12 protein-coding genes are annotated in these 14,627 nt (G+C 66.6%); 4 read left to right on the forward strand and 8 right to left on the reverse strand.

From position 1 onward, the window contains the following. Window positions 1-675, forward strand: coding sequence for a protein-L-isoaspartate(D-aspartate) O-methyltransferase (locus CAP2UW1_RS05825; RefSeq protein WP_015765736.1), 675 nt, complete (start codon window positions 1-3; stop codon window positions 673-675). Between the two features lie 87 nt (window positions 676-762). Here CAP2UW1_RS05825 and trpE read toward each other — a convergent pair whose 3' ends face one another. The 3 genes from trpE to rpe all read right to left on the reverse strand — a co-directional run bounded on the left by trpE (window position 763) and on the right by rpe (window position 3,777). Further along, window positions 763-2,235: an anthranilate synthase component I gene (gene trpE, locus CAP2UW1_RS05830; RefSeq protein WP_015765737.1), complete on the reverse strand. Its 1,473-nt coding sequence runs from the start codon at window positions 2,233-2,235 to the stop codon at window positions 763-765. Window positions 2,236-2,404: 169 nt separating this feature from the next. Continuing rightward, window positions 2,405-3,088: a phosphoglycolate phosphatase gene (locus tag CAP2UW1_RS05835; RefSeq protein WP_015765738.1), complete on the reverse strand. Its 684-nt coding sequence runs from the start codon at window positions 3,086-3,088 to the stop codon at window positions 2,405-2,407. Continuing rightward, on the reverse strand, window positions 3,088-3,777 hold the full coding sequence (gene rpe, locus CAP2UW1_RS05840; protein WP_015765739.1) for a ribulose-phosphate 3-epimerase: 690 nt from the start codon (window positions 3,775-3,777) through the stop codon (window positions 3,088-3,090). Before rpe ends, CAP2UW1_RS05835 begins: the two co-directional genes overlap by 1 nt. A gap of 146 nt (window positions 3,778-3,923) precedes the next feature. Here rpe and apaG point away from each other — a divergent pair, with 146 nt between their 5' ends. Further along, window positions 3,924-4,307: a Co2+/Mg2+ efflux protein ApaG gene (apaG, locus tag CAP2UW1_RS05845; protein ID WP_015765740.1), complete on the forward strand. Its 384-nt coding sequence runs from the start codon at window positions 3,924-3,926 to the stop codon at window positions 4,305-4,307. 10 nt (window positions 4,308-4,317) lie between these two features. Next, window positions 4,318-4,911: a class I SAM-dependent methyltransferase gene (locus tag CAP2UW1_RS05850; protein WP_015765741.1), complete on the forward strand. Its 594-nt coding sequence runs from the start codon at window positions 4,318-4,320 to the stop codon at window positions 4,909-4,911. Here CAP2UW1_RS05850 and argJ read toward each other — a convergent pair. Further along, window positions 4,908-6,146: a bifunctional glutamate N-acetyltransferase/amino-acid acetyltransferase ArgJ gene (argJ, locus tag CAP2UW1_RS05855; protein WP_015765742.1), complete on the reverse strand. Its 1,239-nt coding sequence runs from the start codon at window positions 6,144-6,146 to the stop codon at window positions 4,908-4,910. The two genes, CAP2UW1_RS05850 and argJ, sit on opposite strands and share 4 nt — an antisense overlap. Window positions 6,147-6,267: 121 nt before the next feature. Continuing rightward, window positions 6,268-8,988 (reverse strand): preprotein translocase subunit SecA, encoded by a 2,721-nt coding sequence (gene secA / locus CAP2UW1_RS05860; protein WP_015765743.1) that lies wholly within the window; start codon window positions 8,986-8,988, stop codon window positions 6,268-6,270. A 283-nt stretch (window positions 8,989-9,271) separates the two neighbouring features. On the opposite strand from secA, the gene CAP2UW1_RS05865 reads away from it, so the two are divergent. Then, a complete protein-coding gene (locus CAP2UW1_RS05865) occupies window positions 9,272-9,871 on the forward strand; it encodes a CBS domain-containing protein (protein ID WP_015765744.1) in 600 nt (199 codons plus the stop codon). Between the two features lie 31 nt (window positions 9,872-9,902). Here the strand turns inward: CAP2UW1_RS05865 and CAP2UW1_RS05870 are convergent, their stop codons facing one another. The 3 genes from CAP2UW1_RS05870 to CAP2UW1_RS05880 form a co-directional block, all read right to left on the reverse strand. Next, a complete protein-coding gene (locus CAP2UW1_RS05870; protein WP_015765745.1) occupies window positions 9,903-11,468 on the reverse strand; it encodes a gamma-glutamyltransferase in 1,566 nt (521 codons plus the stop codon). A 93-nt stretch (window positions 11,469-11,561) separates the two neighbouring features. Then, window positions 11,562-12,659, reverse strand: coding sequence for a protein-glutamate methylesterase/protein-glutamine glutaminase (locus CAP2UW1_RS05875; RefSeq protein ID WP_015765746.1), 1,098 nt, complete (start codon window positions 12,657-12,659; stop codon window positions 11,562-11,564). A 494-nt stretch (window positions 12,660-13,153) separates the two neighbouring features. After that, window positions 13,154-14,596: a DegQ family serine endoprotease gene (locus CAP2UW1_RS05880; protein WP_015765747.1), complete on the reverse strand. Its 1,443-nt coding sequence runs from the start codon at window positions 14,594-14,596 to the stop codon at window positions 13,154-13,156. Between the last annotated feature and the right edge of the window lie 31 nt (window positions 14,597-14,627).

Consider the following 14,627-nt stretch of genomic DNA (forward strand, 5'->3'; position numbering starts at 1 on the left):
ATGCGCCAGGACGACGACGGGTGTATGCAGCGGCTGCTCGATGAAATCCGGGACGAGGTCCGCGACACGCGCGAACTGACCGGTCGTCCGGTTCTTGATCCGCGCGTGCTCGAGGCCTTGCGCGGGGTGCCGCGGCATATGTTCGTCCCCGACGATCTGCAGGCCAGCGCCTACGTCAACCACCCGCTACCGATCGGCCATGGACAGACGATCTCGCAACCGTACATCGTAGCCTTGATGAGCGACCTGATTCAGCCGCGCGCGGGGGACGTCGTCCTCGAGGTCGGTACCGGTTCGGGCTACCAGGCGGCGATTCTCGCGCGGCTGGTGAAGCAGGTCTACTCGCTGGAAATCATCGAGGAACTCGCCGCACAGGCGCGCGTGCGCCTGCAGCGCCTGGGTTGCGACAACGTCGAGGTGTGCGCCGGCAACGGCCGCTTCGGTTGGCCCGAGCACGCCCCGTACGATTCGATCATGGTCACCGCGGCCGCCCCGCGCATTCCTCCGGCGCTGATCGAGCAGCTCAAGGCCGGCGGCATCCTGGTCATGCCGGTGGGCAGCCGCTACCTCGGGCAGGAGTTGCTGGTGCTCCAAAAGGACGCGCTGGGCGGGCTCGCCGAACGGCGCGTCCTGCCGGTCGCCTTCGTGCCCTTGACCGGGGCAGCCGCGGAGTGAGCGTTCGCGGTGCATCGCCGACGGCATCGGCGCGCGTCGCTCCTGAGGTAGCCGCCGCTCACCCCGGACCCTGGCGCGGTCGTTCCCTCAGCAGCGGGTGTCGAGACCGTGCTCGGCCAGTTCGGCGGCGCGCAACACGGCGCGGGCCTTGTTCTCCGTCTCCTGCCATTCCGACGACGGATCCGAATCGGCGACGATGCCGGCACCGGCCTGCACGTGCAGCTGGCCATCCTTGACGATGGCCGTACGGATGGCAATCGCCAGATCCATGTCGCCGTTGAAGCCGAGGTAACCGACGGCACCGGCGTAGATGCCGCGCTTGACCGGTTCGAGTTCGTCGATGATCTCCATCGCCCGCACCTTCGGCGCGCCCGAGACGGTGCCGGCCGGGAAGGTCGCCTTGAGCACGTCGAGCGCGCAAAGGTCCGGACGCAGCCGCGCCTCGACGTTGGAGACGATGTGCATGACATGGGAGTAGCGTTCGACGATCATGTTCTCGGTGAGCTTGATCGTGCCGACGCGGGCAACGCGGCCGGCGTCGTTGCGGCCGAGGTCGAGGAGCTGGACGTGCTCCGCACGTTCCTTTGCGTCGGCCAGCAATTCGGCGGCAAGCGCCTGATCCTCCTCGAAGGACACGCCGCGCCGGCGGGTGCCGGCGATCGGCCGGACCGTCACCGTGTCGCCTTCGAGGCGAACCAGAATTTCCGGTGAGGCGCCAACGACATGGAAGTCCTCGAGGTCGAAGTAGAACATGTACGGCGACGGATTGAGCGAGCGCAGGGACCGGTAGAGCGCCATCGGGCTGGCGGCAAGCGGTTTGCTCATGCGCTGCGAGAGGACGACCTGCATGATGTCGCCCTCGGTGATGTAGCGCTTGGCCGTGACCACCGCTCGCTTGAACTGGGACTCGCCGAACATCGACGTCGCCGGCTGCGACGATTGCGGCGCTTCGGCTGGAATGCGCACCGGTTCGCGCAGGCGGGCGAGCAGTTCCTTGAGCCTGGCCTGCGCCTTGTGGTAGGCACCGGGAACCCCGGGCTCGGCGTAGACGACCAGCGTCAGCTTGCCCGACAGGTTGTCGACTACCGCAATCTCCTCGGAAAGGAGCAGCACGATGTCGGGAATTCCGAGGTCGTCGGGTTTTTGCGAACGCGTCAGGCGGGTTTCGATGTAGCGGACGGTGTCATAGCCGAAGCAACCGACGAGACCACCGCAGAAGCGCGGCAGGCCGGTCGTCGGCGCGGCGCGGAAGCGTTTCATGTATTTGCCGATGAAGTCGAGCGGGTTGGTGTCGTCTTCGCGTTCGGCGATGCGATTGCCGTTGAGAACCAGTACCTGATGGGCATTGACGACGATGCGCGTCGGACTGGCCAGGCCGATGAACGAGTAGCGGCCAAAGCGTTCGCCGCCCTGGACCGATTCGAGCAGGTAGGTGTAGGGGGCGTTGGCCAGCTTCAGATAGATCGACAGCGGCGTGTCGAGATCGGCGAAGGTCTCCAGCGTCACCGGGATGCGGTTGTAGCCTTCGGCAGCCAGGCGATTGAAATAGGCTTCGGTCATCGGAACTCCACAAGGAAACACGGCGGGAAACACGGCGCAAGTGGCTGCGCACCGGGCCGATGCGCGTCCTGGGCGGGGCCGCCACGCGGCGGCTAGACGCGTCCGCCGCGCCAGCGCCAGGCCCGCACCCCGCGGGCAGGTCTCGGTGGCCGTCTGTGGTGGAGCGCGGTCATTCCTGAGCGATGCGGCGGGCGGCCTCGGCGAGGGACGAGACTATACCATCGCAGTCCAGATCGCGGACATCGCGTCCTTCGTTGTAGCCGTAAGGCACCAGAAAAACGCGGCAGCCGGCAGAGCGTCCGGCATGAAAATCGTGCAGCGAGTCGCCGATCATCAGCACATGCGCCGGTGATACGCCGAGGCGGCCGCTCGCCCAGAGCAGTGGCATCGGATCGGGCTTGGGCCGCGGCAGGAGGTCGCCGCTGACGACGACGTCGAAGTAGGGAGCCAGACCGGTATGCTCGAGCAGCGGCAGGGTGAATGCTTCCGCCTTGTTGGTGATGACGCCGAGCGGCAACCCCATGGCCTTGAACGCGTCGAGTCCTTCGATGACGCCCGGGAAAAGAATGGCGTTGCGCCCGTTCTCTGCGGCGTAGTGATACCTGAAGCTGGCCAGCGCCTTGGCCGGTGGCGGCGCCGCGTCGTCGGCGGCTTCCATGGTGCCGGCCAGCACGCGCTTGACGAGATTCGGGATGCCACGTCCGACATAGCTGCGGATCGCCTCGACAGCAACCTCCTGACGGCCGAGGTCGTCCAGCATGGCGTTGGCGGCGGCGTGCAGATCGAGGACAGTGTCGAGCAACGTGCCGTCGAGATCGATGAGAACGGCACGTACGGCGAGTGACTGGGGCATCAGATCTCTCCCAGTTGGGCGCGCAGCGCCGCGATCACCGTGTCGTAGCGATTGGCGTCGCTGTCCCGGCCGGCGCCGAAGACCGCCGACCCGGCGACGAAGGCGTCGGCGCCGGCGCGGGCGATTTCGGCAATGTTGTCGATCTTGACGCCACCGTCGACTTCCAGCCGGATGCGCCGGCCGCTGCTCCGTTCATAGGCGTCGATTCTGGCGCGTGCTGCAGCGAGCTTGGCCAGGGTCGAGGCAATGAACTGCTGTCCACCGAAACCCGGGTTGACGCTCATCAGCAGGACGATGTCCAGCTTGTCCATGACGTAATCCATGTAGTCGAGCGGTGTCGCCGGGTTGAAGACGAGCCCCGACTGGCAACCGTTCTCACGGATCAGCGCGAGCGTGCGGTCGACGTGCTCCGAGGCTTCCGGGTGGAAGGTGATGATGTTGGCACCGGCCTTGGCGAAGTCGGGAACGATACGGTCGACGGGCCTGACCATCAGGTGCACATCGATCGGCGCCTCGGTCAGCGGGCGGATGGCCGCACAGACCAGCGGACCGATGGTAAGGTTGGGAACGTAATGGTTGTCCATGACGTCGAAGTGGATCCAGTCTGCGCCGGCGGCGATGACATTCACGACTTCCTCGCCGAGTCTGGCAAAATCGGCGGAGAGGATACTGGGGGCGATGACATGCATGTGGGGAATCCGTAGGGAAAACAGGGTTTATTCTACTCCGAAAGGTCTGGTCGGCTTAGAGGGGCCCCTCGGTTTATCGGCAGGCTTGCCAGTACCCGCCGTTTGGTGTGCAATGCGGGTTCTGATCGTTCCGACATCGAGAAATCATGGCCGAAAGCAAGAAATACGAGTTCGCGGTCACCGCGGTTCCGCAATACATCGCCGACCAGTCGGATCCCGTGAACGACAATTACGTTTTCGCCTACACGATCACCATCGAGAATGTCGGCACCGTGGCCGCGCAGTTGATTTCGCGCCACTGGGTCATCACCGATGCCGGCGGCAAGGTCCAGGAAGTGCGCGGGCTCGGTGTCGTCGGCCGGCAGCCCTTGTTGCAGCCCGGCGAGCAGTTTTCCTATACCAGCGGCTGTCAGCTCGATACCCCGGTGGGTACGATGCGTGGCAGTTACCAGATGACGGCTGTCGATGGCCGGCAGTTCGACGCGGAGATTGCCGAGTTCACCCTGGCCGTCCCGCACGTCCTGCATTGATTCCCCGCGCTTGAGCCTCAAGCACAGTTACACGCTGATCTCGCCGTTCTACGATCTGGTGCTCGCGGCGGCCAGCCGCAGCCAGCGCGCCGACAGCCTGGCCGAGCTGCCGCAGGCGCCGGCGCGCGTGCTGCTCAGCGGTGTCGGCACCGGTCTCGACCTGCCGCTGCTGCCGTTACAGCACCACTACACCGGCATCGATCTGACGCCGGCGATGCTGCGGCGAGCCAGGCGGCGCGCCGGCGACCTCGATTTCCAGTGGATTCAGGGAGATTCGCAGCGCCTGCCGTTTGCCGACCGCAGTTTCGACCACGCCGTCCTGCACCTGATCCTGGCCGTTCTGCCGGACCCGGTGGCCTGCCTGCGAGAGACCGCACGAGTCCTGGCTGCAGGCGGCAGCGTGCTGATTTTCGACAAGTTCCTGCAACCGGGGCAGTGGGCGCCGGTGCGGCGACTGGTCAACCCGATGGTCCGCCATGTCGCGACACGGCTCGATGTGGTTTTCGAAGAGGTGCTCGCGCAGGTGCCTGGCCTGGTCGTGGCGAGCGACCAGCCGGCGCTGGCCGGTGGTTGGTTCAGACGGATTCGCCTGCAACGCGTCTAGCTGCGGTAATCGGCGTTGATCCTGACGTAGTCGTAGGAGAGATCGCAGGTGTAGATCGCGGCGCGGGCGGGACCACGCCCGAGGTCGACGCGGACGCCGATCTCGGCTTCCTGCATGCGGCGCGCGCCGTCTTCTTCACGGTACGACGCCGCCCGTCCGCCGTTTTCGGCAACCAGAATCTCGCTACCGGCACTGGCCAGCCAGACCTTGACGCGGTCTACGTCGAGGTCGTCGACCTCGGCGTAGCCGATGGCGGCGAGAATTCGCCCGAGGTTGGGGTCGGACGCAAAGAAGGCGGTCTTGACCAGCGGCGAGTGCGCAATCGCATAGCCGACGCGCTTGCACTCCGCGCTATCGCGACCGCCTTCGACGGCGACGGTGATGAACTTGCTGGCGCCTTCGCCGTCGCGAACGATCGCCTGCGCGAGTTCGACGGCGACGTCGATTACGGCCTGACGCAGCGCCTCGTAGCCAGCCGCGCCGGCGTCTGCAAACTCAATGCCGGCGCCGCCGGTGGCGATGAGGATGAAGGAATCGTTGGTCGAGGTGTCGCCGTCTACGGTGATGCAGTTGAACGACTCGGCAGCGGCTTCCTGCAGGAGTTGCTGCAGCAGCGGTGCGGCGATACCGGCGTCGGTGGCGATGAAAGCGAGCATCGTTGCCATGTTCGGCCGGATCATGCCGGCTCCCTTGCTGATACCGGTGATGGTGATGCTTCGGCCGGCGTTCTCGATGCGCCGTGAGGCGGCCTTGGCCAGTGTGTCGGTGGTCATGATCGCATGCGCCGCGGCGTGCCAGTTGTCGGCGGCGAGGTTGGCGGCACAGGACGGCAGGCCTGCGATCAGGCGGTCGACCGGCAGAGGTTCGAGGATCACGCCGGTCGAGAAAGGCAGTACCTGGCGGTCATCGATTCCCAGCAGGCGGCCGACCGCGGCGCAGGTTTCCGTCGCCGCCAGCCAGCCTTGCTCGCCGGTGCCGGCATTGGCGATGCCGGTATTGATCACCAGCGCCCGCATGTCGCTGCCGATTTCCAGATGCCGCCGGCAGACCTGCACCGGAGCGGCGCAGAAGCGATTGGCGGTGAACACGCCGGCGACCCGGGAGCCCGCGTCGAGTGCGAGCAGCGTCAGGTCGTGCCGGTCGAGCTTGCGGATCGCCGCCGCGGCAACGCCGAGGCGAACGCCGGCGACCGGCAGCAGTTCTTCGGGAGCAGGGGTACGATAATTCACGGGCATGGCAACCTCGCGAGCGGAGAACGAGCAACGAGCCAGGAGCAAGGCAGGGGCAGGAGCAGGGCGAAGGCCGGGGGCGCCGAGGGGTGGGGTGCCCGCAAGCTGTTCTCCCCGTGGCTGACGCCTACGACAGCTTGCCGTGGCAGAACTTGTACTTCTTGCCTGAACCGCAGGGACAAGGCTCATTGCGGCCGACCTTGGCGCCCGGTGCCATCGGCTTGCGAGCACTCGCTGCGGCAGCCGCGTCGCCGTCGGTACTGCCGAGTGCCTCGTCGTAGTCGGCGTGATGGTAGCGGACGTTCTGCACCTCGGCGTGCGGGGCACTTTCCTCGACGTCCTGTGCACGCACCTGAACGGTGACCAGCAGGCGCGTCACGTCGACGCGCACGCTGTCGAGAAGTCGCTGGAACAGTTCGAAGGCTTCGCGCTTGTACTCCTGCTTGGGGTTCTTCTGGGCGTAGCCGCGCAGATGGATTCCCTGCCGCAGGTGATCGAGCGCCGCCAGGTGTTCGCGCCAGTGCGTGTCCAGGCTCTGCAGCATGACGTTGCGCTCGAACGCGTGGAAGTTCTCGGCGCCGACAAGTTCGATCTTCTCGGCGTAGGCGGCGGCAACCGCGTCGACGATGCGCCTGAGCATCTCCTGGTCGCCAAGATTCGGTTCCTTCGTCGACCATTCGACGATCGGCAGGTGTTGCTGCAGTTCGGCGGCAAGCGCGTTCTCGAGTCCTGGCAGGTCCCATTGTTCCTCGACCGTTTCCGCCGGAACATGAAGCCGGAACATGTCGTGCAGGACGCCTTCGCGCATCGCGGTGATCGTTTCCGAGATGTCGCCGCTCTCCAGCAACTCGTTGCGTTGCGCGTAGATGACCTTGCGCTGGTCGTTGGCGACGTCGTCGTACTCGAGGAGTTGCTTGCGGATGTCGAAGTTGCGCGCCTCGACCTTGCGCTGAGCCGACTCGAGCGAACGTGACACCAGGGGATGCTCGATCGGCTCGCCCTCGGGCATCTTCAGGCGCTCCATGATGGCCTTGAGGCGGTCACCGGCAAAGATGCGCAGCAGGGAATCATCGAGCGCGAGGAAGAAGCGCGAGGAACCCGGATCGCCCTGGCGACCGGAACGGCCGCGCAACTGGTTGTCGATGCGGCGAGACTCATGCCGCTCCGAACCGATGATGTGCAGGCCGCCCGCCGCCACCACCTGGTCGTGCAGCTTCTGCCACTGGGCACGGATTTCGGCCATGCGCGCATCGATCTCGGCGGCGCTCAGCGTCTCGTCGTCGCGAACCTGGGAGATCTTCTTCTCGATGCTGCCGCCGAGGACGATGTCGGTACCCCGGCCGGCCATGTTGGTGGCGATCGTGATGACGCCCGGACTGCCGGCGTCACGGACGATTTCTGCTTCGCGCGCGTGCTGCTTGGCGTTGAGCACCTGGTGCGGCAGCTTCTCGTGGTCGAGCAGCGCCGACAGCAGTTCCGAGTTCTCGATCGAGGTCGTGCCGACCAGCACCGGTTGGCCACGTTCGCGGCAGGCGCGGATGTCGGCGACGATCGCCTCGTGCTTTTCCTTGGCGGTACGGAAGACCTGATCGTTGTTGTCGGTCCGCCGCATTTGCTGGTTGGTCGGGATGACCACCGTCTCGAGACCATAGATCTGCTGGAACTCGTAGGCTTCGGTGTCGGCCGTGCCGGTCATCCCGGACAGCTTGTCGTACATACGGAAGTAGTTCTGGAAGGTGATCGAGGCCAGAGTCTGGTTCTCGTTCTGAATCCGCACTCCCTCCTTGGCTTCGACGGCCTGATGCAGACCGTCGGACCAGCGGCGGCCGGACATCAGGCGACCGGTGAATTCGTCGACGATGATCACTTCGCCGTTCTGCACCACGTACTGCTGGTCCCTCAGAAAGAGATTGTGGGCGCGCAGGGCGGCGTTCAGGTGGTGGATCATCAGGATGTTGCTGGCATCGTACAGACTGCCGCCGTCGGGTAGCAGGCCGGCGCTCGCGAGCAGTTCCTCGGCATGCTCGTGGCCTTCCTCGGTCATCAGGATCTGATGGCCCTTCTCGTCTACCCAGTAGTCGCCGGGGCCGTTTTCTTCCGCACAGCGCTTGAGCAGCGGCGCGACCTTGTTCATGCGCACGTAGAGGTCGGTATGGTCCTCGGCCTGGCCCGAGATGATCAGCGGCGTGCGCGCTTCGTCGATCAGGATCGAATCGACCTCGTCGACGATCGCGAAGCTGAGCTTGCGCTGCACCCGCTCGCTGGCGGCGTACACCATGTTGTCGCGCAGGTAATCGAAGCCGAACTCGTTGTTGGTTCCGTAAGTGACGTCGGCGGCGTAGGCGGCCTGCTTTTCCTCATGTGCCATCTGCGACAGGTTCACGCCGACGGTCAGGCCGAGAAAGCGGTGCAGACGCCCCATCCACTCGGCGTCGCGGTTGGCCAGGTAGTCGTTGACGGTGACCACGTGCACGCCGTTGCCGGACAGCGCGTTGAGGTACGAAGCCAGCGTCGCGACCAGCGTCTTGCCCTCGCCGGTCCGCATTTCGGCGATCTTTCCGTCGTGCAGCACCATGCCGCCGATCAGCTGCACGTCGAAGTGACGCATGCCCAGGCTACGCTTGCCGGCCTCGCGAACGACGGCGAAAGCCTCCGGCAGCAGGGCATCGAGCGACTCCCCATTGGCGACACGAGCCTTGAACTCGGCTGTCTTGTCGCGCAGGCCGTCGTCGGAGAGTGCGCTGACAGAAGCTTCCAGCGCGTTGATCTTGCGGACAACCTGCGAGTACTGCTTGATCAGCCGGTCATTGCGGCTGCCGAAAATCTTCTTGAGTAGGCCGGAAATCATTCTGGGAACGGTAGAGGATGTTGCGAAGTTAATATGTCGGCCCGAGCCAACTGGCGGAGCCGGTTCTTGTCCGCCGTGACCAGGTAGAGTGCGGTCCGGAGTGGAGCGCCGGGGCGGCAAAATGAAAGGATTGGCACAATCATGCGGCGCGCGGCATGGATACTACCTTCAAGACTCGCGTGACGCAATTCTGGCGTCGCCTGGCCTGGCTGCGCGGCGCTTGTCAGCAGGACGACATCGGTGTATTAATTCCTGCATTGCCACCGACCGGAGGGATCGACAAATGCCCGAGAATCGTTACAAGCCGTTGCCCTGGACCAAGCTCAAGAGGGGCGTGCCCTGTTACCTTCCGCGAGCCGCCGGCCATGCCTCGGTCGATGCCAATTCGCCGGCGCTCGAGGTGATGACCGATTATCGCCGCCAGACCCCGGTGACCATCGCGCGCAGCGCCTCGCTCGACGATGCGAACCGGGCGATGACGCTGTGCCGGGTGCAGTATCTGCTGGTGACCGACGAGCAGCAGCAGTTGCTGGGCATCGTCACCGAGGCCGGTACGCGAGGCAATCAGCCACTCGCCATTGCCCACCGGATGGGTGTTCGGCCGGGCGAACTGGTCGTCGGCAATGTCATGATCGACAAGCACGACGAGGCCGAAGTACTGCATCTGAGGGATGTCGCGCATGCCCGGGTGGGCAACATCGTCACCACGCTCAAGGAGTTGGGGACGCCCTTCTGCCTGGTCGTCGATCACGACGAGGAGGACCACCACGTTCTCTGCGGCGTTTTCTCCCTGGCGCGGATCCAGCGCCAGATGGGGCTGGAAGCGCATACCGAGGAAATCGCCCAGACCTTCTCGCAAGTGGTGAGCACGCTCGGCCGCTGACGCCGTCCCTACCGGCGGCGGTTGCCGGCGACTAATCCTCGGCAAGCACGACCACGCCACCACGTCGACGGTCGCCGGCGCCGGCGAGCTGCCCGTCGAGGCTCGCCGCACAATTGACGCCGCCGAAGAACAGGCTCGGCGCGTCGAAACACATCGCGTCCGGCCAGGCGGCGCGCAGGGCGGCGACGGCGTCGGCGTCGACACCGAAGTCTTCGAACCAGAGTTGCGGTCCTTCGACATGCAGACGAGCGGCGTTGACGGCGTCGTCGAGGGGCCGCTGGTACGCCAGCAGGTTGAGCAAGGCCTGCAGGATGGCGCTGCGGATGCGGTTCGAGCCGCCGCTGCCGAGCGCGAAGCAGGGTCGCTCGCCGGCGACGACGATCGTCGGCGACATCATCGTGCTCATCCAGCTTCCCGGCACCAGTTGGTGGAAGCCGCCCGGGTTGATGTCGTCCTCGCCGAGGAAGTTGTTCACGTGGATTCCCAGTCCCGGCAGCGCCTCTCCGCAGCCCTCGCCGTTGCTCGTGGTCATCGCCGCCGCCATGCCTTGCGCATCGATCACCGAGATGTGCGTGGTCGCACCCAGCGGGTTCTCGTGCCGGCGTGAGCGGGCCCGCGCCACCCAGGTCGGGATGCCGTCGCCAGCCACCAGGTCGCGGATCGACGCGGGGTCGCTGCGCAGCCTTTCGTCATAGCCCGACTGGCGCAGGTCGGATACGGTGGCCAGCAGCGCCGCGATGGCGAGCTGATGCGCGCGCGTGCGGAAAGCCTCCTGGCCGAGACCGAGGCCGGCAGCGATGCGCAGTCCGGCGCCGACCAGGCCGCCGCCCGCTGAAGGCGGCGGGTTGGTCAGCACGGTGTGGCGACCGAACTCCACGCGCAGCGGTTCGCGTATCACCGGCGCGTAGGCCGCGACATCTGCTGCCGTGATCAGGCCGCCGTGCGCCGGGCCGAAGTGGTCGACCAAGGACGACCAGTACTGGGCGACCTGGACGGCGGGATTGCCTGCGCCAAGCGCGTGCAGGAAATCGCCCAGATCCGGGTTGGCCAGGCGATCGCCTGCCTGCAGCATGTGCTCGCCCGGAAAGAAGAGGCGCGCCACGGCCGGCGAGCGGCTGACGATCGGCGTGATGACGGCGGCAATCCTGGCGATCTGCGGGCTGACCATGAAGCCGTCACGCGCCCAGGCGACCGCCGGTGCGACGACCTCGGCGAGCGACAGGCGGCCGGCGCGCCGATGCAGTTCGAGCAGACCGACCAGTTCGCCCGGTACCGCCGCCGCTCCCTTGCCGACGTGGAAAGTCTGCGTCGTCCGCCCGAAATCGACGGCCACCGGCGCGAAGTCGACGACCGGGAAAGCCGTGAGGCCGCGGCCCGGCATCGCCGCGAAGAAATCGACAACTTCGTAGCCGTCCCTGGCGTCACCCCAGAGGCAGGCACCGCCGCCGGCGAGTGAGGTCAGGGGCAGTTCGGTGACGGTTGCCGCGAGCTTGGCGGCGACGATCGCATCGACGGCGTTGCCGCCGCGCCGCAACATTCGCGCCCCGGCCACCGCCGTATGCGGGTCTGACGCTGCGATGACTCCCCGAATGCTCATCGCCGGAGCATACGCGCTGGCGCGGCGCTCGGGAAGCGCCGGTGCGTCCCCGGCACGTAGCGTTGGCGAAGGTCTCGGCGCATCCGCGTCACCTCACGCGACCGGGTTGCCGGTCCGGCAGTAGGCGGTGACGGCGCCGGGAATCTGGTCGAGCGCCATCGTCTGGTCGACCGCGCCCAGCTTGATGGCTTCCCTGGGCATGCCGAAAACCACGCAACTGGCTTCGTCCTGGGCGATCGTGCGGGCGCCCGCGTCGTGCATCTCCTTGAGGCCGCGCGCGCCATCGTCGCCCATGCCGGTCATGATGATGCCGAGTGCGTTGGCGCCGGCGAACCTGGCCACCGAGCGGAACAGGACATCGACCGACGGTTTGTGGCGGTTCACCAGCGGGCCGTCGGCGACGTCGACCTGATATTGAGTGCCGCTGCGCTTGAGCAGCATGTGCTTGCCGCCGGGGGCGATCAGCGCTCGCCCGGGCATGACGCGGTCGCCGTTCTGCGCCTCGCGGATTTCCATCCGGCACAGCTCGTTGAGGCGCTGCGCCAGCATCGCGGTGAAGCGCTCGGGCATGTGCTGGACGATGACGATGCCGAGACAGCTTGCCGGCAGCCGCGTGAGAACCGCCTCCAGCGCCTGCGTGCCACCCGTCGACGTGCCGATGGCGATGATCTGCTCGCCGTTCCCGGGCATGGCCAGCGGCGGGCCGGCGGCGAGCATCACGTCGGCGGAGTTTTTCGGCCGCAGGAGCGGGGTCGCCGCGGCGACGCGTGGCCCCGTGCCCACGCGGGCACGGGCGGCGGCGCGCACGGCACGCACGATCTCGCCGCCGGCAGTGTCGAGGAAAGCCTTGAGGCCGATCCTTGGCCGGGTGATGACGGCGAGCGCGCCGGCCGTCATCGCCTCGCGGTTCGCCGGCGTTCCCCGGGCGGCGAGCGCCGAGCAGATGACGATGGCCGTCGGCCGTTCGGCCATTACCTCGCGCAGGAAGGCCATGCCGTCGTGGCGCGGCATCTCGATATCGACGACCAGCACGTCCGGCCATTGCCTGCGCATCCGGTCGAAGGCGATGACCGGGTCGGCCGCCGTGGCGAGCACCTCGATTCCCGGTGCAGCCGACAGCGCCTGGGCGATGAACTGGCGAGCCAGCGCCGAGTCATCGACGATCGTTACCTTGATTGTGTTTTCACTCATCGGGACAGTTGGCCCAGGGTCGCTAGCCGGGAATTCTACGCTCGATCGACGCGTTCACTGGCGTTTGGCGCGCATTGGGCACGCTCGGCGCGCGCGGCGGATCGCCTGTCGGCTCGGCGCCGTGCTGCGACGATGGCGAGGATCGGTTCCGCAACCGGCAGCGAGGGCAGCCAGTTCTCCGGTCGCCCGCCCGACGTTCGGCGAGAAGGCCTGCGCACTCGCCGGCGTCGGCCCGGACAGTGGCGACAACAGACCACTTGCCGCGAGGCACTCCGTAGGTTGGGGTGACGAAGGAACCCCAACGCCATTCCACGCCTGCCATGTTGGGGTTCGTTCCTCACCCCAACCTACGACCTGCGCCCGCCAGGGCGGCTCATCCACGCTTGGAAACTGCGGTGGCCGGCAGGTCAGCGTCGCTGTCCGGCAGCGCGCCGATCGGCCTTTCGGTCCTCGTGATTCAGGCGTCGATCCCAAACACCTTCCCCGGGCGAACATCAGCCGAGTTCCACCGGTACGAAGATCTTGGCGTTTTCGCGCTCGATCAGCAGGGCTACTTTCTTGCCCGCCTTGTCGAGCAGCGCGCGTAGCTGCGGCACGTCGCGGACCGGCTGGCCGTTCACGGAGACGATGACGTCGCCGGGGCGGATGCCGGCCCGCGCGGCAGGACCGCTGACGCTTTCGACCAGTAGCCCGTCTGGACTTTCGACCTCGCGGCGCTCCTGCGGCGTCAGCGAGCGCAGCGCCAGACCGAGGCGGGACTTGTCGGCGTCGCCACTGCGCTCCGCGGCGACCTTGGCGGTCGGGATCTCGCCGACCGAGAGTGCCAGCTCGCGCGTGGCCCCCTTGCGCCAGATTTGCAGCTTGATCTGCGTTCCGGGCTTGATCGCGCTGACCAGCGGCGGCAGGTCGGACGAGCGGCCGATCTCGGTGTCGTTGAGCTTGAGGATGATGTCGCCCGCCTCGAGGCCGGCGGCGGCAGCCGGACTGCCTTTCTCGACCGAACTCACCAGGGCGCCCGCCGAACTCTTCAGTCCGAACGATTCGGCCAACGACTGCGAGACCTCCTGAATCGCTACGCCGAGGCGGCCGTGGCGGACCTTGCCATGCTGCAGCAACTGCTCCTGGACGTTGAGCGCGACGTTGATCGGAATGGCGAACGAGACCCCCTGATAACCGCCGCTGCGGCTGTAGATTTGCGAGTTGATGCCGATCACCTCGCCGTCCAGGTTGAGCAGCGGGCCGCCGGAATTGCCCGGATTGACCGCCACATCGGTCTGGATGAAGGGCACGTAGCTGTCGCTGGCCAGCGAGCGCGATTTCGCCGAGACGATGCCGGCCGTGACGCTGTTCTCGAAGCCGAACGGCGAACCGATGGCAACGACCCATTCGCCCACGCGTGTCCGCGATGGATCGCCGAGGCGAACGACCGGCAGATTGCCGGCGTTGATGCGCAGGACGGCAACGTCGGTGAGCTTGTCGAGGCCGACCACCTTGGCCTTGAATTCGCGCTTGTCGGTGAGCTTGACGGTGACCTCGTCGGCACCGTCGACGACGTGCGCGTTGGTCAGGATCAGCCCTTCCGCGCTGACGATGAAGCCCGACCCCATGCCGCGCGCCGGCGCCCCGCCGTGCGGCGAGGGCAGGCCGAAGCGGCGGAAGAACTCGAACATTGGATCGTTCGGGTCGATCGTCGCCGCCGTTTTCGACGGGCCGGTGGAGCTGATGTTGACGATGGCCGGACCGCTGCGCTCGACGATCGACGTGAAGTCCGGCAGTGCCGACGCGGACCTGGGGGCCGGTGCGGGGGCCGCTGCGGCGGCCGCCGGAAGCGCATCGGCGGGGCTGATGGCGTGCCCGCCAAGCTTGGCGTAGCCGGCGCCCAGCGCGGCAATCAGGGTCACGGCGAGCAGACTGCGTTTGAAGGTGCTTCCTTGCATGTTGGTCTCCTGTTTCGTTGCACACCGGAAG

Source organism: Candidatus Accumulibacter phosphatis, from assembly GCF_000024165.1.
Taxonomy (GTDB): Bacteria; Pseudomonadota; Gammaproteobacteria; order Burkholderiales; family Rhodocyclaceae; genus Accumulibacter; species Accumulibacter phosphatis.